This is a genomic window from Streptomyces sp. NPDC012466 (genome assembly GCF_042955215.1).
Lineage (GTDB): Bacteria > Actinomycetota > Actinomycetes > Streptomycetales > Streptomycetaceae > Streptomyces.
Genome location: NZ_JBIBEQ010000012.1, coordinates 38,391 through 55,908, shown reverse-complemented (window position 1 = coordinate 55,908; position 17,518 = coordinate 38,391). Strand labels below are relative to the sequence as shown.

Genomic DNA, 17,518 nt, shown 5'->3' with positions numbered 1-17,518 from the left:
CTCCCCCTAGGCGTCCCGCTTCTTCAGCAGCACATAGCCGCCGATCAGCGCCGCGAGCACCCACAGCCCCATGATCCCGAGGCCTCCCCAGGGCCCGTACGGGGTGTCGTCGTCGATCGGCGTGACCACCTGCATGATCTTGCTGCCGGCCTGGTCCGGAAGGAACCGGCCGACCTTCTTCGTCGCGTCGACGTTGCCGAGGATGTTGGAGATCAGGAAGAAGAACGGCATCAGGATGCCCAGTGACAGCATCGGCGAGCGCAGCATCGCGGCGACACCCATGGAGAACATCGCGATCAGCGCCATGTAGAGGCCGCCGCCGATCACCGCCCGCAGGACCCCCGGGTCGCCGATCTCCGCCCGGTGCGAGCCCAGCATCGCCTGCCCCAGGAAGAAGGCGGCGAAGCTGGTGACGAGGCCGACCAGCAGGGCGAGCGCCGACGCGACCGCGATCTTGCTGAACAGGAAGGAGCCGCGCTGCGGCACCGCGGCCAGCGAGGTGCGGATCATGCCGGTGCTGTACTCGTTCGACACGACCAGCACACCGAAGACGATCATCGCCAGCTGGCCGAGACTCATCCCCGCGAAACTGATGAACGTCGGGTCGAACTCCGCCCGGTCCTGCGGGTTCATCGAGTCGAACTCGTTCTTCGACAGTGCCGAGATCAGCATGCCGAGGGCGATCGTCACGACCACCACCAGCGAGAGCGTCCACACCGTGGACGCCACCGACCGGATCTTGGTCCACTCCGACCGTACGACCTGTGCCGTCGCCATGCTCAGCCCCTCTTCCAGCCGTCGCCCCACTGCTGCCGCGGTGCCTCGGGGCTCGCCGCGCCCGTCTCGCTGTGTGCGTGATACTCCACCGACCCCGCCGTCAGCTGCATGAACGCCTCCTCCAGCGAAGCCTGTTGCGGGCTCAGCTCGTGCAGCGTGATCCGGTGTTGCGCCGCCACCTCACCGATCTGCTCCGCCTTGCCGCCGTCCACCTCCAGCACTCCCTCGCCGCTCTCCACGGCCACGATCCCGGCCTGGTGCAGCACGTCGAGCAGCCGCTCCCGCTGCGGACTGCGGACCCGGACGTACGACCGCGAGTTGCGGTCGATGAAGTCCGCCATGGAGGTGTCCGCGAGCAGCCGGCCCTGCCCGATGACGACGAGGTGCTCGGCCGTCAGTGCCATCTCGCTCATCAGGTGGGAGGAGACGAACACGGTCCGGCCCTGTGCGGCGAGCGACTTCATCAGGGTGCGGATCCAGTGGATGCCCTCGGGGTCGAGGCCGTTGACCGGCTCGTCGAACATCAGGATCCGCGGATCGCCGAGCAGCGCGGCCGCGATGCCGAGCCGCTGCCCCATGCCCATCGAGAAGCCCTTGGTCTTCTTCCTGGCGACCGCCGTCAGCCCGACGGTCTCCAGCACGTCCCGCACACGGCTGCTCGGAATGCCGTTGCTCTGCGCGAGGCACAGCAGATGGTTGTAGGCGGTGCGCCCGCCGTGCCAGGCCTTGGCCTCCAGCAGGGCGCCGATGTAGGTCAGGGGGTCCTTGAGCTGGTGGTAGTGCTTGCCGTCGATACGGACGTCGCCGGCGGTCGGGTGGTCGAGACCGAGGACCATCCGCATGGTCGTGGACTTGCCCGCCCCGTTGGGCCCGAGGAAGCCGGTGACGATGCCCGGTCTCACGGTGAAGGACAGGTTGTTGACCGCCACCTTCTCGCCGTACCGCTTGGTCAGCCCCTCCAGCTCAATCATGCCGTCACGCTAGAACGTGACAAAGCCCTCTGCCACCCGAGCGACAGAGGGCTTTGCGGAGGTTCAGACTCCGTATGCCGGGCCGTTACCGGGACTGCTGCGCCGGGACCCCACGGGAGATCGGCTCGTCCTCGGCCGGCGTACCGGCGGCGGCCACCGCGGCGCCCGTGAGCGTCGCGAGCATCTCGCGGACGTTCGTCAGCTGGGCGTTGATGCTGTCGCGGCGGTTGGTGAGGGCGGCCAGCTCGCGCTCGGATTCCGAACGGATGCGGTCGGCCTTGGCGTTGGCGTCGGCCACGATGTCCTCGGCCTGGCGCTGGGCCGTCTCCACTGTCTGGCGGGCGCGGCGCTCGGCGTCCGTGCGCAGCTTCTCGGCCTCCAGGCGCAGCTGCTCGGCGCGGTGCTCGATCTCGGCGAGGCGCTTCTCGGCCTTGGCCTGACGGGAGGCCAGGTCGCGCTCGGACTGCTCGCGGCGCTTGGCGAGGTTCGTCTCGAAGTCGGCGGCGGCCTGAGCGGCCTTGGCGCGGGTCTCCTCGAAGAGGGCGTCCGCCTCCTCACGCTTGGACTGCGCGTCCTTCTGCGCCTCGGAACGCAGCTGGGCGGCGTCACTCTTGGCCTTCTCGACGATCCGCAGGCCCTCGTCCTCGGCCTTCGCCTTGCGCTCCGCGGAGTACGACTCGGCGTCGTTGCGCACCTGCTGGGCCGCCGACTCGGCGAGCTCGCGGTGCTGCTCGGCGGCGCGCCGGGCCTCCTCGCGCAGGTCCTTCGCCTCCTCCTCGGCGAGGCGGAGGATCTTCTCCACGCGCGCACCGAGACCCGCGTACGACGGCTCGGCGTCGGTGATCTGGGCCTGGGCGTTCTGCGTCTCGAGGTGGAGCTCTTCGATGCGCTTTTCCAGAGCGGTGATGCGGGCGAGAGCGCTGTCACGGTCGGAGACGAGCTTGGAGATACGTTCGTCCACCTGAGCGCGGTCGTACCCACGCCGCACAAGCTCGAAGCCGTAGGGGGAAGTGTCGCTCATGGGGTTCCTGTCGAATGAGACCGGTGAGGTGATAGGTGGAATCCTAGGGGCCGAAACGGTGTGTCATCGAGCGGATGCGCGTTTGATCTGGAAAATGACACCCCTTTTGAGTGGCTAACCCCCGGACCGCTTGCCAAAGACTTGGTCAAAGGCCCCAGCACACACCGGATTCGCCCCGTTTGGCTAGCTATCCGAGGACTTGCCACCCGAACGGGGTGCGCCGACCGTCGCGCCGGCCTTGACTCCGTTGTCCTTGCCCGAAGAGGGGGCCTCGAAGGATTCCAACGCCTCCAGGACGTCCTGGACACGGGAGATCTCGGCGTTGATGTCCTCGCGACGGCGGACCAGGACCTCCAGCTCGCGCTTGCCCTCCTCGACCGTGCGCTTGGCCTCGCGGATCGCCTCGGCCTTGAGCTCCTCGGCCTCCCGGACCAGCGTGGACTTCTTCTGCTCGGCCTCCTTGAGCAGCCCCTCCGCCTTCTTCACCGCGGCGATACGGACCTTGCCCGCCTCGGAGTTGGCCTCCGAGACGATCTCCTTGGCCTTGGCCTGCGCCTTCGCCAGCTGCTCCTCGGCCGCCTTGACGAGCGCGTCGCACCGGTCGCCCGCCGACTTCATCGTCTCGGCCGACTCGCGACGGGCCCGCTCGTGCAGCTGTTCGATCTCGGAGGTGATGCGGTCGCGCAGCTCCTCGGCGCGCTCCCTTATCTGCGTGGCGTCCCGGCGCGCGCCGACCAGCAGCTCGTCCGCGTCCGTACGGGCCTTCTCCACCAGCAAGTTGCCCTCGACCGTCGCCTCGGACACCAGCCGGTCGGCCTCGGTGCGGGCCGCACCCACCATCGTGTCGGCCTGCGACTCGGCCTCCGCCGTGGTCTTGTGCGCCTGCTGCTGCGCATCGGTCAGCAGCTTGTCCGCCTCGGCCGTGGTCTCCGTGATGAGCTTGTCGACCTGCTCGGCCGCCTCGGAACGCCGCTTGTTGGCGTCCTTGCGGGCCTCGTCCAGCGTGCGGTCGGCCTCCTCGCGCGCGGAGCTGACCAGCCGCTCCGCCTCCGCCTCCGCATCCGACTTGACGCGCTGGGCCTCGTTGCGGATCCGCTCCGCGTGCTGCTGCGCCGAACCGACCGTCTCGGCGGCCTCGGCCCGCAGCCGCTCCGCCTCGCCGCTGGCCTCCCCGACCAGCTGCTCGGCCTTGGCGACCGACTCCGCCCGCACCCGCTCGGCCTCGGTGGCCGCCTCGGAGCGGACGCGCTCGGCCTCGGAGATCGCCTCCGTACGGACCCGCTCCGCCTCGGCGACCGTGTCCATCCGGAGCCGGTCCGTCTCCTGGATCGTCTCCGTCGCGAGCCGCTCCGCCTCGTTGCGCGCCTCGGTGATGAGGGTGTCCGCCTGCGTCGCCGCGTCCGACCGGATGCGGTTGGCGTCCTCCCGGGCGTCCGCCCTGGTGCGCGAGGCGCTCTGCTCGGCCTCCGCGATCGCGTCCGACGCCTCCGTGCGCACCCGCTGGGCGTGCTCGGCGACGTCCGTGCGGATCCGCTCCGCCTCCGCGATCGCCTCGGACATCGTCCGCTCGGCGAGCGCCTTGGCGGCCTCGGACTCCTCGTGCGCCTCGCGCCGCAGCCGGCCCGCGTCCTCGCTCGCGCGCTCCCGCTCGGCGTAGGCGTCGGAGCGGACCCGGTCCGCCTCCTCCTGGGCCTCCCGGCGCGTACGGTCCGCCGCGTGCTCGGCGGCGGAGCGCAGCCCGGTGATCTCCTCCTGGGCCTGCTCGTGCAGCCCCGCGACGGAGTCCCGGACCTGCTGGGCGTGCTGCTCGGCCGCCGACACCATCTCCGTGGCGCGACGGTCGGCCTCCTCGACCAGCCGTACGGCCTCGGCCTGCGCGTCCTCCACGCGCTTGCGCGCCGAGGCCAGCAGCTCCTCGCTCTGCTCGCGGGCCCGCTCACGCTCCTGGTCGGCCTCCTGCCGGGCGCTGCCGAGGAGTTCCTCGGCCTCGCGGCGGCGCCGGTTTGCCTCCTCCTGGGCGGCGGCCAGCGTCTCGGACGCCTCCGCGGCGAGCCGCTCGGCGGCGGACTGCGCCTCCGCGCGCATGCGGTCGGCGCTCTCCTGCGCCTCCGACTTCAGCCGCTCGGCCTCGTTCGCCGCCTCCGAGCGAAGCCGTACGGCGACGGCCTCGCCCTCGGCACGCGCCGCGGACGCGTCCGACACGGCCTCGTCGCGCAGCCGCTCGGCCTCCGTCTCGGCCTGCTGCTGGAGCGTACGGATCCGCTCGGCGGCCTCGGCACGCAGCCGCTCGTTCTCCTCGGCGGCCTCGCGGCGGATCCGCGCGGCCTCCTCACGGGCGTCCGACAGCGCCTGCTCGGCGGCCGTCAGCCGCTCCTCGGCCTCCCTCTGGAGCCGCGTCAGCTCCTCGGCGGCCTCGGCACGACGGGCCTCCATGGCCCGCTCGGTCTCCTCGTGCAGCTCCCGCGCCGCGCGCTCGGCGTCCTGCTTGAGCGCCTCGGCCTGCTCGACGACCTCCTCGCGGTGCCGCTCGGCCTCCTGCCGGGTGCGCTGGAGCGTCTCCTCGGCCTGCCGGCGCAGCGTCGTCGCCCGCTCGATGGCCTCGGTGCGGACCTTCTCGCTGTCCGCCTGGGCCGTCGTGCGCAGCTCGTCCGCGTCCGCCTTGGCCTTGGCGAGCAGCTCCTCGGCGGACTTCGCCGCCTCCTCGATCTGCGCCACGGCCTCCTTGCGGGCCTCGGCGCGGATCTTCTCGCCCTCTTCGACCGCGTCCGCCCGCAGCTGCTCGGCCTCGCCGCGCAGCCGGCGGGCCTCCTCCTGCAGCTCGACCGTCTTGGCGCGGTACTCCTTGGTGTCGTCCTTCGCCGCGCCCTTGAGCTGCTCGGCGATGTCGTGCGCCTCGGCCCGCAGCCGGTCCGCCTCCGCCTCGGCCTCCGAGCGGATCCGCTCGGCCTCCTCGGCCGCGGCCTTCGTGGTCTTCTTGGCGTCCTCCGACGCCTTGTTGAGGACCTCCTCGGCGGTCCTGGCCGCCTTCGACAGCTGGGTCGCGGTCTCCTCGGCGGTGAGCGTGCGGGCCTTCTCGGAGGCCTCCGCCACGATCTTCTCGGCCTCGGCGCGGGCGTCGGCGACCAGCTGCTCGGCCTCGGACTTGGTGTTCTCGGCCTCCTTGGTGGCCTCCTCGACCAGCCGGGCGACCTGCTCCTTGGCGGTGCGCGTGCGGGTCTCGTTGGCGGACTCGGCGCTCGCCAGGGCCTTGGCTGCGGCCTCCTTGGCCTCCGAGAGCAGCTTCTCAGACTCGGTCTGCGCCTTGCGCAGCGCCTCCTCGGCCTCGGTCATCCGCTGCTCGGCGGCCCGGCTCAGCTCCTGGGCCTCGCGGCGCGCCGACTCCGACTCCGAGACGGTGGACGTACGCAGCTGCTCGGCGTGGTCGGTGGCCTCCTGGGCCTGCGTGGAGGCGGCGTTGAGCAGGCGCTCGGCGTCCGTGCGGGCGCGGCGCAGGATCTGCTCGGCCTCGGCGCGTGCCTCCTCGGCCGCGCTCGTCAGCCGCTGCCGTGCCTCGGTCGCCAGCCGCTCGGCCTCCGCGCGGGCGGTGGCCAGGGCCTGCTCGGCCTCGGCCCGGGACTCCTCCAGCAGCCGGCGGGCCTGCTGCTCGGTGCGGGCCCGCAGCTGCTCGGCCCACGCCACGTTCTCGTTGACGTGCGACTCGACCGTCTGGCGGCGCTCGGCCAGCTCCTGGTCCAGCTGCTGGCGGCGGGTCACCGCCTCCTGGTGCAGCTCGGCCTGGAGCCGGGCCGCCTGCTCGGCGTGCTCCTGGAGGATCCGCTGGGTCTGCGCCCGGGCCTCGCTCAGCTCGCGGTCGGCGTCCGCGCGGATCTGGTCGGCCTGCATCTGCGCGTTGCGCAGCAACTGCTCGGCCTGCCAGCCGATGTCGCCCCCCTCGAAGGAGGGCCGGGACATGATGGTGCGCCGCGCCTCGTGCAGCTTGGCGCGCAGCACCTCGACCTGGTAGCCGAGGTCCTCGGCGTGCTGGATCGCCTTTTCCCGCTCGGTCTTCAGCCGCTTCATCTCGGCTTCGAACCGAGAGAGGTGGTCGACGTCAGCCGCCGGCTCTCGCTCCTGGCTCTCGTAGCCCCGCACTGCGCGGTCCCATCCGTCCCCTGGTCGCAACTCTCTCCAAACGAGCTCCGTCCATCCGCCGGACGGGGCCCCCGGGGAATGGTGTCAGATCATCGGCGGAGCGCAGGCTGCTGCCCCGACGCTCGTCCCCCGAAACCCGGACCCCGGTGGTCCTGCCGTCGCACGGCGGGACCGCGGTCACCCTGATGAGCGGCGACCGCCCCCAACCCTACCGGCCCCTATGTACGAGGGTCAGTGCTCAGGTGACTCAACAGGCGCCGAAGTGACCAGTTCTGTCAGTACGCCATGACAGTCCTTGGGGTGCAGGAAGGTGATCCGTGACCCCATGGAACCGCGTCGCGGCTCTTCGTACAGCACGCGTACGCCCTTGCCCTTGATCTCATCGGCGTCCCCGTCGACATCCGCCGTACCGAAAGCGATGTGGTGGACGCCCTCCCCGTTCTTCGCCAGCCACTTCGCGACGGTGGAGTCCTCGCGGGTCGGCTCCAGGAGCTGCAGGTACGAGGCGCCGCCGTCGGACGTATCGTTGATCTTGAGCATGGCCTCGCGCACGCCCTGCTCCTCGTTGACCTCGGAGTGGAACACCTCGAAGCCGTAGGTGGCACGGTAGAACTCGACGGTCTTGTCGAGGTCGAAACAGGCGATTCCGATGTGGTCGATTCGCGTCAGCATGGATTCAGTGCAGCGCTCCGAAGGTGGTTACGCAACGTGCGCGCGATCACACCGACAGCCCGATGACGGCACGGAGTGCCACTCAGTACATTCGAAGTAAACCCTCGTTCACTCCTCGGCTGTGCAGCCGGTAAGGGGATCGCAGCTCATGTCTTCTGCTACGACCAGCTCGGTGATCGTCTCGGGGGCGCGTACGCCCATGGGGCGGTTGCTCGGATCGCTGAAGTCCTTCTCCGGAGCCGACCTCGGCGGCTTCGCGATCAAGGCCGCCCTCGACCGTGCGGGGATCGGCGGCGACCAGGTGCAGTACGTGATCATGGGCCAGGTGCTCCAGGCGGGAGCGGGCCAGATCCCGGCCCGCCAGGCCGCGGTCAAGGCCGGCATCCCGATGAACGTCCCGGCGCTGACCATCAACAAGGTGTGTCTGTCGGGCCTCGACGCCATCGCGCTCGCGGACCAGCTCATCCGTGCGGGTGAGTTCGACGTGGTCGTCGCCGGTGGTCAGGAGTCCATGACCAACGCCCCGCACCTGCTGCCCAAGTCCCGTGAGGGCTACAAGTACGGCGCCATCCAGATGCTCGACGCCATGGCCCACGACGGTCTGACCGACTCCTTCGACGGCGTCGCCATGGGCGAGTCGACCGAGAAGCACAACACCCGCCTCGGCATCGCGCGCCCCGAGCAGGACGAGATCGCCGCCCTGTCGCACCAGCGGGCCGCCGCCGCGCAGAAGAACGGCCTGTTCGAGGCCGAGATCACGCCCGTCGAGATCCCGCAGCGCAAGGGCGACCCGGTGCTCTTCAGCAAGGACGAGGGCATCCGCGGCGACACCACCGCCGAGTCCCTGGGCAAGCTGCGTCCGGCCTTCGCCAAGGACGGCACGATCACGGCCGGGTCGGCCTCGCAGATCTCCGACGGTGCCGCCGCCGTCGTGGTGATGAGCAAGGCCAAGGCCCAGGAGCTCGGCCTGGAGTGGATCGCCGAGATCGGGGCGCACGGCAACGTGGCCGGACCGGACAACTCGCTCCAGTCGCAGCCGTCCAACGCGATCCTGCACGCGCTGAAGAAGGAGGGCCTGGAGGTCTCGGACCTCGACCTCATCGAGATCAACGAGGCGTTCGCGGCCGTGGCCGTGCAGTCCATGAAGGACCTCGGTGTGTCCACCGAAAAGGTGAATGTCAACGGTGGTGCCATTGCCCTGGGTCACCCGATCGGGATGTCCGGCGCGCGTCTCGTGCTGCATCTCGCGCTGGAGCTGAAGCGGCGCGGCGGCGGTGTGGGTGCGGCCGCGCTGTGCGGTGGCGGCGGGCAGGGCGACGCGCTGATCGTGCGCGTGCCCAAGGCCTGAGTTTCGGTACGTCCCTTATCTGAACGGAGCTGTGATGCAGGACGTCTCCACGCTGGTGGCCCAGGCCAGGGAGGGGAGGCCGCGGGCGGTCGCCCGGCTGATCTCCCTGGTGGAGGGGGCGTCCCCGCAGCTGCGGGAGGTCATGGCGGCGCTCGCGCCGCTGACGGGCGGGGCGTACGTGGTCGGGCTGACCGGGTCGCCCGGGGTCGGCAAGTCCACGTCGACCTCGGCGCTGGTCTCCGCGTACCGCAAGCAGGACAAGCGGGTCGGCGTGCTCGCCGTCGACCCGTCGTCCCCGTTCTCGGGCGGCGCGCTGCTCGGGGACCGGGTGCGGATGTCGGAGCACGCGTCCGACCCGGGCGTGTACATCAGGTCGATGGCCACGCGCGGGCACCTGGGCGGTCTGGCCTGGTCGGCCCCGCAGGCGATCCGGGTCCTGGACGCCGCCGGCTGCGACGTCATCCTTGTCGAGACGGTGGGGGTCGGGCAGTCGGAGGTGGAGATCGCCTCGCAGGCGGACACCTCCGTCGTGCTGCTCGCGCCGGGGATGGGCGACGGGATCCAGGCGGCCAAGGCCGGGATCCTGGAGATCGGCGACGTGTACGTCGTGAACAAGGCCGACCGGGACGGGGCGGACGCGACGGCCCGCGAGCTGAACCACATGCTGGGGCTGGGGGAGTCCCGGGGGCCGGGCGACTGGCGTCCGCCGATCGTGAAGACGGTGGCCGCGCGGGGTGAGGGCATCGACGAGGTCGTCGAGGCGCTGGAGAAGCACCGGGCCTGGATGGAGGAGCGGGGTGTCCTCGCGGAGCGGCGTCTGTCCCGGGCGTCCCGGGAGGTCGAGACGATCGCGGTGACGGCGTTGCGGGAGCGGATCGGTGACCTGCACGGAGACCGCCGCCTCGGGGCGCTCGCCGAGCGGATCGTGTCCGGGGAGCTGGATCCGTACCGGGCGGCCGACGAACTGGTGGCGGGGTTGACGGAGGGCTGAGCACCGCGGACCGGTGCGCGCGCCTCCTCGCCGGGTGCGGGCGAGCGGGGGCGGGCGTCCGGTCCCTCTCAGCCGCGGGCAGTCGTGCCGCCGGGGCGGCACGGGTGGGCGGTGGGGGTCCCCCCTGCTCGAGCGAAGCCGAGAGCTTGGGTGAGGCACCTCGTCGCGCCGAGCCGCGCGACGCCCCGGCGTCAGCACGGACACCGGGGCGGTCGACACACGACAGTGACCGGTCAGTCCTGGTCGTCGCTCTGGTCGTCGTCCTTGTCGTTGTCGTCCGCGCGGTCCGCCGTGACCTTGCCCGACGTCAGGTCGACCTTCCAGTCCTGCTCGGTGCCGCCGGACTTGTGCGTCTCGGCCTCCCAGGACTTGCCCTTGCCGTCCTCGTCGAGGTCGACGGACGTCACCACGCCCTTGCCGGCGGCGGCCTTCGCGGCTTCCTCCGCCGTCACGGAGGAGCCCTTCAGGGCAGCACGCACCTGCGCCGTGTCGTCCTCGTCGTCGGCGTGCGCACCGAGGACCTTGCCGTCGGCCGGGTCGACGCTCACGCTGTGCCAGGTGCTGTCGCCCGACAGGACGTCGACCTTCCAGACCACCTTGTCGCTGTCGTCCTCGTCGTCCAGCTCGGCGGAGACGGCCGTGCCCGAGGTGTGCTTCAGCGCGGAGGCGATGGCCTCGGACGCGGTGACCTTCGAAGAAGCCGCCCGGGCGCCGTCGTCGCCGTCGTCCTGCGCGTCCGGGCCGTCCTGGTCGTCCCGGACGTCGTCGCCCGACAGCCGGGTGTCGGCCGCCTGCCGCGCCGAGCCGGCGTCGTCACCGGTGGTCGCGAGAGCCGTGGCCGTACCGCCTCCGATCAGAGCGGCGGCGGTCACAGCGGCGATCACGATGTTGCGCTTCATGCGGATTCCTCCCGAGTCGTTTCGTTTGCGACGTCTTCGACTCTGGCTGATCGAGGCTGAGAGGAACCTGAAGACCCCTGAAGGGATCTTCAGGTTGCTTTTGCGACTCTTTACGCATGCGCCTGTTGATCGTGGAGGACGAGAAGCGGCTGGCCCTGTCGCTCGCCAGGGGCCTGACGGCCGAGGGGTACGCCGTGGACGTCGTCCACGACGGACGGGAGGGCCTGCACCAGGCCTCGGAGGGGACGTACGACCTGGTCGTCCTCGACATCATGCTGCCCGGCCTCAACGGCTACCGGGTCTGCGCCGCCCTGCGTGCCGCCGGGCACGACGTGCCGATCCTGATGCTGACCGCCAAGGACGGCGAGTACGACGAGGCCGAAGGGCTGGACACCGGCGCCGACGACTATCTGACCAAGCCGTTCTCGTACGTCGTGCTCGTCGCCCGGATCAAGGCGCTGCTGCGGCGCCGCGGACAGGGCGCGGGGGCCTCGCCGGTGCATGTGCACGGGGACCTGAAGGTGGACACCGCGGCCCGGCGGGTGTTTCTGGGCGAGGACGAGATCGCCCTCACCGCCAAGGAGTTCTCCGTGCTGGAGCAGCTCGTGCTGCGGGCCGGCGAGGTCGTGTCCAAGTCCGAGATCCTGGAGCACGTCTGGGACTTCGCGTACGAGGGTGATCCGAACATCGTCGAGGTCTACGTCAGCACCCTGCGGCGGAAGCTGCGGGCGGGGCTGATCCGGACCGTGCGCGGGGCCGGGTACCGGCTGGAGACGTCCTCGTGAGGCGGCTGTTCGGGTCCGTGCGGGCGCGGGCCACGCTGGGGGCGACGCTCGTGGTCGCGGTGGCGCTCGTCGCGGCCGGGGCCGCCGTGCTGCTGTCCCTGCGCTCGAACCTGATCGGCGAGGCCGGAACACAGGCGGAGCGATCCGCCCGGGCGGTCGCCTCCGAGCTCGCCGCCGGGACGCCGTACGACAAGCTCTCGGGCCTGGACGGCGACGGGCCGGTGCAGGTCCTGGACGAGCACCGGCGGCTCGTCGCGGCGGGCGAGGATCTGGAGCGCATCAGCGGCACGGACACCGACCGGGTGAAGCCGCAGCCGGCGGCGAAGCCTGCCGGGGGCGACGACGATGACGACGCGGAGGACGCCGGCGAGGCCCTCGAACCCGGTGAGATCTCCGGGGAGACCGTCTTCAGCAACGGGTCCGCGACGATCGACGGGGACGCGCAGGACTACCGGTTCGCCGCCGTCGAGGTGGAGACCCACGACCGGGGGCACCTCAAGGTCTACGCCGGTTCCCCGCTGGCCGCCGAGCACGGGGCCGTGCGGACCGCGCTGACGGTGATGCTGATCGGCTTCCCGCTGCTGCTCGGTGTCGTCGCGGGCGTGACCTGGCTGGTCACCCGGCGGGCCCTGCGGCCCGTGGAGGGGATCCGGCGCGAGATGGCCGCGATCACCAGGTCCGAGGACCTCGCGCGGCGCGTTCCCGAGCCGGACACGCACGACGAGATCGCCCGGCTCGCCAGCACCACCAACGAGACGCTCGCGGCCCTGGAGACGTCCGTGGAGCGGCAGCGGCGCTTCGTCGCCGACGCCTCCCACGAGCTGCGCAGCCCGATCGCCTCGCTGCGGACACAACTGGAGGTGGCCGCCGCGCACCCCGAGCTGCTGGACCTCGACGGGGCCGTGGAGGACACCGTCCGGCTCCAGCGGCTGGCGGCCGACCTGCTGCTGCTCGCCCGGCTGGACGCGGGGGAACGGCGGGGCGACACGAAGGTGGACCTCGCCGGGCTCGCCCGGGAGGCGGCCGAGGGGCGGAAGGGTGTCACCGTGGACGCGGAGCCGGTGGAGGTGGCCGGATCACGCGGGCAGTTGGGGCGGGTGCTCGCCAATCTGCTGGACAACGCCCAGCGGCATGCCCGGTCGGCCGTCACCGTGAGCGTGCGGCGCGAGGGGGGCCGGGCCGTGGTCGGGGTGGCGGACGACGGCGACGGGGTGCCCGAGGGCGACCGGGAGAGGATCTTCGAGCGGTTCGTGCGCCTGGACGCCGCCCGCAGCCGCGACGACGGCGGGGCGGGGCTGGGGCTCGCCATCGCCCGGGACGTCGCCGTCCGGCACGGCGGCACGCTCACCGCCGGACGGGGGCCCGCAGGCGGAGCCCTGTTCGAACTCCGCCTGCCGCTCGCCTAGCCGGGGGCCGCGGTCACGGGCGTCCGCGCTGCCCGCGCAGGTGCTCCGCGATGGGCTTGAGGGACTTGTCGAGTTCGGTCAGGGCCTCGGGGGACAGCAGGTCGATGAAGTGCCTGCGCACGGACGCCACATGGTGGGGCGCGACCTTCTGCATCGTCGCCATGCCGTGGTCGGTCAGTACCGCGTAGAGTCCCCGGCGGTCCGACTCGCAGTTCTCCCGCCGGACCAGGTTCGCGTTCTCCATGCGCGTGATCTGGTGTGAGAGGCGGCTCTTGGACTGGAGGGTGGCGGAGGCGAGGTCGCTCATCCGCATCCTGTGATCCTCGGACTCGGAGAGATTCACCAGGATCTCGTAGTCGTTCATTGTCAGGCCGAACGGCTGCAGGTCCTTTTCGAGCTGGTACGTCAACAGCCTGTTGACCTCCAGGTGGGTGCGCCAGGCGCACTGCTCCGCATCGGTCAGCCAGCGGGTGGCCGTCTCGGTCTCCATGAATGAAGTCTACCTAAAAGGTTGAAAGGCGAACTAGTGAGGGGTGGCGTGTGACCGCGCACACCTGGGCGAACAGCAGTGCGCAGGCGTTCGATGTCACACTCCGCAGACTACCGCTCACAGCCCGAAGCGACGCTGGAGGTCCCCCAGCTGTCCGGGAAGACGCGGTACTCCGGACTGCCCGGCCTGAGGGCTGTGCGCCCCGCCGCCGGGCACGCCCGCCTGGTGCGGAACGGACCCTGTGGCGTGCTCGGCCATCAGGGTCTCCGACGACTGGAGCAGCACCGTCCCGGCGCCGACGAACTCGAACTGGTGCTCCTCGCCGGAGGCCCCGCCGAGGCCCGTCAGTGCACGTAGACCGCCCATGACGCCGGTCATGTACCCGTGGTCGTAGTGGTGGCACGGGGAGGGGCAGTCGGCCCACCCGACCAGGGCCTGGGGGTCGACCCGGATCGGGGGTTCCATGAACACCACCGGGCCGTTCGACGCGGCCACGAACTTTCCGGTTCCGATGAGGGTCAGAAAACCCGGCACGATTGATTGCTTCAGTGACAGAGTTGGCTGAAAAGCGAGGAGGTTGCCCGAGCGAATGGTCAGGTTGCCCTCTTCGAGGTCGTACGAATTGACGTCGAAGGCCCGGTCGGCGAGGAGCATCTTGCCCGAGCCCTCCGCCACGACCCAGTCGCTCGCGTGCAGTGGCGAATGGAAGGATGTGCGGACGAGACGGTCCAGCCGGCCGTGTCCGACACCGTTGAAGTCGATCGAGCCGTAGTAGGCGATCATCTTCCCCTTCTGCAGGAACCACTGGCTCCCCTTGAGCTCCACGCAGAAGGTGTACGCGTTGACGTTGTCGTCGGGCGGCAGCGTCGCCGGGTCGAAGACCACGGGGCCGGCGCCGGGGCTTCCGTACGTGCTCACAGCTTCTCCTCCGACGCCTGGACGTACACCGCACCGCTGCCGCTGAGCTCCAGCTGGAACGCCTCGCCCGAGCCGCGGCCCACCATGTCCCGCCAGCCCAGGGCCGTGGACAGCTTGTTGCGGACGTCGCCGTGGTGGGCGACGTAGGCCTGCGGGTCCACATGGACCGGCCGCTGCGGGCTGATCGGGATCTCGATGACGCCGCCGTGGGCCATCACCGCGACGGCCCCGTGCCCCTTCAGCGTCGTCGTGAAGAGCCCCTGGCCGCTGACCTGGCCGCGCACCATGCCCATGACGCCGCCCTGCGAGCCGAGGAACATCGTGCCCTGCTGGAGCGAGCCCTCGAAGGCCAGGAGGCGGTCCGCCTCCACGTAGAGCGTGTCGCCGGTGAGCCGGATCACCTGGATGTGGTGCCCGCCGTGCCCGAAGAGGACCGTGCCACTGCCCTCGACGGTCATCAGGGGGGTGTCCTCGTCGGCGACACGGCGGCCGATCATCGACATGATCCCGCCCTGGCCGCCCGCCATGTTGGGCGTGAAGGACACCTCGCCCTTGTAGGCGAGCATCGCGCCGCGCTGGCTGAACAGCCGCTGCCCCGGCGCGACCGTCGCCTCGACCATCTTCGCGTTGATCTCCCGGAAGGCCATCACACGTCTCCCGCGATCGTGTTCCGCTCGCTCGGCTGCACGTACACCAGACCGTCCCCCTCGAACCGCATCTGGAAGGCCTCGCCGCCGCCCTCCCCGAGCAGCGTGCGGAACGTCACACCGGACTGGAAGGACTGCCGCAGGTTCCCCTGGTGCGCCACGTACGCCCCCGGGTCGACGGTCAGCGGGTACTGCGCGCTCACCCGCAGCACCACGGCCGGGCCGTCCGACATGATCGCCGCCTGGCCGTGGCCCTCGACGGTCGTCGTGAACAGCCCGTTGCCCTGCGAGGCGCCGCGCAGGCCGGTGAACTCCGTGCCCGTGCGCAGCCCGCCGTCGGTCGCGAGCAGGTTGCTCGACTCGACGTAGAGCTTGTCGCCCTGGATGCTGACCAGGTTGATCTCGGAGGCGCGGTCCGCGAACCAGCAGGTCCCGCGCCCTTTCACCTCCATCAACGTCATCTGCTCACCGGTCAGCCGCCGGGTCACCATGCCCCGGATGCCCTCACCGCCGCCGCTGAGCTTCTTGAAGGCCATCTCCCCGTCGTACGCGACCATCGAGCCGTTCTTCGCCTTCACGGCATCCCCGGTCATGTCGACGGCGAGCACCTTGCTGCTCTGAAGTCGGAACATCGCCACGACTGGAAGGTAACCGCAGGCCGGGGCCCGCGGACAGGGCCCATGGGTGGAGAACGTCCCTGAGCGCACCCCTAGGGACCGGGGGTCCCCGGTGGTTTGCCACAATGGGCGGGACGCTTGTGCGTGCGTTCACAAACCGTTTCTCTCCCACCGAAGGTGACCCGTGGACCTCAAGACCGCCACCGCCATCCGCCGCCTCCGCCTGGTCTCGGCCCCGGAGGCGATCTCGTTCCTCCTCCTGCTGGTCTGCTCGGTACTGAAGCGGACCACGGACTTCAACGCCGTGCCGGTGATGGGCATGGTGCACGGGGTGCTGTTCGTCCTGTACGTGATCTTCTGGGCCGACGCGTGGAACCGCGCGAAGTGGTCGCTGAAGACCGCCGCGCTGTACTTCGTCCTCTCGGTGCTGCCCGCCGGCGGGTTCTTCGCCGAGCGCAGGCTGCGGCGTGAGGCCGACGACGCGGTCATCGCGTCCCGCGCCCGCAAGGAAGGCGTGGTGGGCGCGTGATCGTCGCCTTTTCCGTGACGCCGCTCGGGGTCGGCGAGGACGTGGGGGAGTACGTCGCCGACGCCGTGCGGGTGGTGCGCGAGTCGGGGCTGCCGAACCGGACCGACGCGATGTTCACCTCCGTGGAAGGAGAGTGGGACGAGGTCATGGACGTCGTCCGTCGCGCGGTCGCCGCGGTCGAGCGGCGTGCGCCCCGGGTCTCCCTGGTCCTCAAGGCGGACATCCGCCCCGGCGTGACGGACGGCCTCACGTCCAAGGTGGAGACGGTGGAGCGGCACCTCGCCGAGTAGGCCCCCGGAGCGGTGCCGGCGACGAGGACCCGCCGCGCGCCCGAAGGGCGAGACAGGGCTGACCACCATGTGACCGGCCGGTAAGGTCGGGTTCGTGCCGAAGCCGCTCAGTCTCTCCTTCGATCCGATCGCGCGCGCCGACGAACGCTGGAAGCAGCGCTGGGGAAACGTGCCGTCCATGGCCGCGATCACCTCGATCATGCGCGCCCAGCAGATCCTCCTCGCCGAGGTCGACGCCGTGGTCAGGCCGTACGGGCTGACGTTCGCGCGCTACGAGGCGCTGGTGCTGCTCACCTTCTCCAAGTCCGGCGAGCTGCCGATGTCCAAGATCGGTGAGCGGCTCATGGTGCACCCCACCTCCGTGACGAACACCGTGGACCGGCTGGTCAGATCGGGTCTGGTCGCCAAGCGGCCCAACCCGAACGACGGCCGCGGCACCCTCGCCAGCATCACCGACAAGGGCCGCGAGGTCGTCGAGGCGGCCACCCGGGACCTGATGGCGATGGACTTCGGACTCGGGGTGTACGACGCCGAGGAATGCGCGGAGATCTTCGCGATGCTGCGGCCGCTGCGCGTCTCGGCGGGCGACTTCGAGGAGGAGTGACCCGGGGCAAGATCTCCCGGAACGGGTCGTTACGCTCGACGGCATGAAGAAGAGCGTGCTGACCCGCTATCGGGTCATGGCCTACGTCACCGGTGTCCTGCTCGTCGCGCTGACCCTCGGCATGGTCGGCAAGTACGTCCTGGATCTGGGCGGCGCGGCTGATTTCACCCAGGTGGTCAGCATCGCGCACGGCTGGTTGTACGTCGTGTACCTGATCTTCGCCTTCGACCTCGGCTCCAAGGCGAAGTGGCCGGTCAAGAAGCAGCTGTGGGTGCTGCTGGCCGGCACGATCCCCACGGCCGCGTTCTTCGTCGAGCGCAGGATCAGCCACGAGCTGGAGGGCAGGCTCGCCGAGGACGCGCCCGCGCCCGTCAAGGCCTAGGCGCGTTCCGGGGCCGCCGCACGCGCGCGTGCGGCGGTCG

At 70.8% G+C, this 17,518-nt stretch carries 18 protein-coding genes; 8 read left to right on the top strand and 10 right to left on the bottom strand.

Going from position 1 to position 17,518, the window contains the following annotated elements:
• Nucleotides 1-6: 6 nt before the first annotated feature.
• From ACFY9E_RS34565 to mce, 5 genes are all read right to left on the bottom strand, one after another.
• Nucleotides 7-777, bottom strand: coding sequence for an ABC transporter permease (locus tag ACFY9E_RS34565; RefSeq protein WP_390991025.1), 771 nt, complete (start codon nucleotides 775-777; stop codon nucleotides 7-9).
• Nucleotides 778-779: 2 nt separating this feature from the next.
• Complete coding sequence (locus ACFY9E_RS34560) at nucleotides 780-1,748, bottom strand: ATP-binding cassette domain-containing protein (RefSeq protein ID WP_390991023.1); 969 nt, start codon at nucleotides 1,746-1,748, stop codon at nucleotides 780-782.
• Between the two features lie 85 nt (nucleotides 1,749-1,833).
• Nucleotides 1,834-2,769, bottom strand: a complete 936-nt coding sequence (locus ACFY9E_RS34555) for a cellulose-binding protein (RefSeq protein WP_184850054.1) — start codon at nucleotides 2,767-2,769, stop codon at nucleotides 1,834-1,836.
• 183 nt (nucleotides 2,770-2,952) lie between these two features.
• Nucleotides 2,953-6,900, bottom strand: coding sequence for a polarized growth protein Scy (gene scy / locus ACFY9E_RS34550; RefSeq protein WP_390991020.1), 3,948 nt, complete (start codon nucleotides 6,898-6,900; stop codon nucleotides 2,953-2,955).
• A gap of 231 nt (nucleotides 6,901-7,131) precedes the next feature.
• Nucleotides 7,132-7,572 carry a methylmalonyl-CoA epimerase gene (gene mce / locus ACFY9E_RS34545; protein ID WP_102911843.1) on the bottom strand — a complete coding sequence of 147 codons (441 nt, stop codon included), beginning with the start codon at nucleotides 7,570-7,572 and terminating at the stop codon, nucleotides 7,132-7,134.
• 148 nt (nucleotides 7,573-7,720) lie between these two features.
• Here mce and ACFY9E_RS34540 point away from each other — a divergent pair, with 148 nt between their 5' ends.
• Complete coding sequence (locus tag ACFY9E_RS34540; protein ID WP_390991017.1) at nucleotides 7,721-8,920, top strand: acetyl-CoA C-acyltransferase; 1,200 nt, start codon at nucleotides 7,721-7,723, stop codon at nucleotides 8,918-8,920.
• A gap of 34 nt (nucleotides 8,921-8,954) precedes the next feature.
• Nucleotides 8,955-9,911 (top strand): methylmalonyl Co-A mutase-associated GTPase MeaB, encoded by a 957-nt coding sequence (gene meaB, locus ACFY9E_RS34535; protein WP_390991014.1) that lies wholly within the window; start codon nucleotides 8,955-8,957, stop codon nucleotides 9,909-9,911.
• A gap of 233 nt (nucleotides 9,912-10,144) precedes the next feature.
• Here the strand turns inward: meaB and ACFY9E_RS34530 are convergent, their stop codons facing one another.
• Nucleotides 10,145-10,810, bottom strand: coding sequence for a PepSY domain-containing protein (locus tag ACFY9E_RS34530; protein ID WP_390991011.1), 666 nt, complete (start codon nucleotides 10,808-10,810; stop codon nucleotides 10,145-10,147).
• A 116-nt stretch (nucleotides 10,811-10,926) separates the two neighbouring features.
• On the opposite strand from ACFY9E_RS34530, the gene ACFY9E_RS34525 reads away from it, so the two are divergent.
• Both ACFY9E_RS34525 and ACFY9E_RS34520 read left to right on the top strand, forming a co-directional pair.
• A complete protein-coding gene (locus tag ACFY9E_RS34525; RefSeq protein ID WP_390991008.1) occupies nucleotides 10,927-11,595 on the top strand; it encodes a response regulator in 669 nt (222 codons plus the stop codon).
• Nucleotides 11,592-13,001, top strand: a complete 1,410-nt coding sequence (locus ACFY9E_RS34520) for an ATP-binding protein (protein ID WP_390991005.1) — start codon at nucleotides 11,592-11,594, stop codon at nucleotides 12,999-13,001. Before ACFY9E_RS34525 ends, ACFY9E_RS34520 begins: the two co-directional genes overlap by 4 nt.
• A 13-nt stretch (nucleotides 13,002-13,014) precedes the next feature.
• On the opposite strand, the gene ACFY9E_RS34515 is transcribed toward ACFY9E_RS34520, so the two are convergent.
• The 4 genes from ACFY9E_RS34515 to ACFY9E_RS34500 all read right to left on the bottom strand — a co-directional run bounded on the left by ACFY9E_RS34515 (nucleotide 13,015) and on the right by ACFY9E_RS34500 (nucleotide 15,688).
• Entirely contained in the window at nucleotides 13,015-13,491 is a 477-nt protein-coding gene (locus ACFY9E_RS34515) for a MarR family transcriptional regulator (protein ID WP_352119830.1), read from the bottom strand.
• Nucleotides 13,492-13,608: 117 nt separating this feature from the next.
• Nucleotides 13,609-14,409, bottom strand: coding sequence for an AIM24 family protein (locus tag ACFY9E_RS34510; RefSeq protein ID WP_390991002.1), 801 nt, complete (start codon nucleotides 14,407-14,409; stop codon nucleotides 13,609-13,611).
• Entirely contained in the window at nucleotides 14,406-15,056 is a 651-nt protein-coding gene (locus ACFY9E_RS34505) for an AIM24 family protein (RefSeq protein ID WP_390990999.1), read from the bottom strand. Before ACFY9E_RS34505 ends, ACFY9E_RS34510 begins: the two co-directional genes overlap by 4 nt.
• The gene (locus tag ACFY9E_RS34500; RefSeq protein ID WP_031105041.1) at nucleotides 15,056-15,688 is read right to left on the bottom strand and encodes an AIM24 family protein; all 633 of its coding nucleotides are present in this window, start codon (nucleotides 15,686-15,688) and stop codon (nucleotides 15,056-15,058) included. The genes ACFY9E_RS34505 and ACFY9E_RS34500 overlap by 1 nt, the downstream gene beginning before the upstream one ends.
• A 169-nt stretch (nucleotides 15,689-15,857) precedes the next feature.
• Here ACFY9E_RS34500 and ACFY9E_RS34495 point away from each other — a divergent pair, with 169 nt between their 5' ends.
• The 4 genes from ACFY9E_RS34495 to ACFY9E_RS34480 all read left to right on the top strand — a co-directional run bounded on the left by ACFY9E_RS34495 (nucleotide 15,858) and on the right by ACFY9E_RS34480 (nucleotide 17,478).
• The gene (locus ACFY9E_RS34495; RefSeq protein WP_390990996.1) at nucleotides 15,858-16,202 is read left to right on the top strand and encodes a DUF3817 domain-containing protein; all 345 of its coding nucleotides are present in this window, start codon (nucleotides 15,858-15,860) and stop codon (nucleotides 16,200-16,202) included.
• Nucleotides 16,199-16,492, top strand: coding sequence for an MTH1187 family thiamine-binding protein (locus tag ACFY9E_RS34490; RefSeq protein ID WP_030854324.1), 294 nt, complete (start codon nucleotides 16,199-16,201; stop codon nucleotides 16,490-16,492). Before ACFY9E_RS34495 ends, ACFY9E_RS34490 begins: the two co-directional genes overlap by 4 nt.
• A gap of 94 nt (nucleotides 16,493-16,586) precedes the next feature.
• Nucleotides 16,587-17,096 carry a MarR family transcriptional regulator gene (locus ACFY9E_RS34485; RefSeq protein WP_390990993.1) on the top strand — a complete coding sequence of 170 codons (510 nt, stop codon included), beginning with the start codon at nucleotides 16,587-16,589 and terminating at the stop codon, nucleotides 17,094-17,096.
• A 43-nt stretch (nucleotides 17,097-17,139) separates the two neighbouring features.
• Nucleotides 17,140-17,478 carry a DUF3817 domain-containing protein gene (locus ACFY9E_RS34480; protein ID WP_030854329.1) on the top strand — a complete coding sequence of 113 codons (339 nt, stop codon included), beginning with the start codon at nucleotides 17,140-17,142 and terminating at the stop codon, nucleotides 17,476-17,478.
• Nucleotides 17,479-17,518 lie beyond the last annotated feature (40 nt).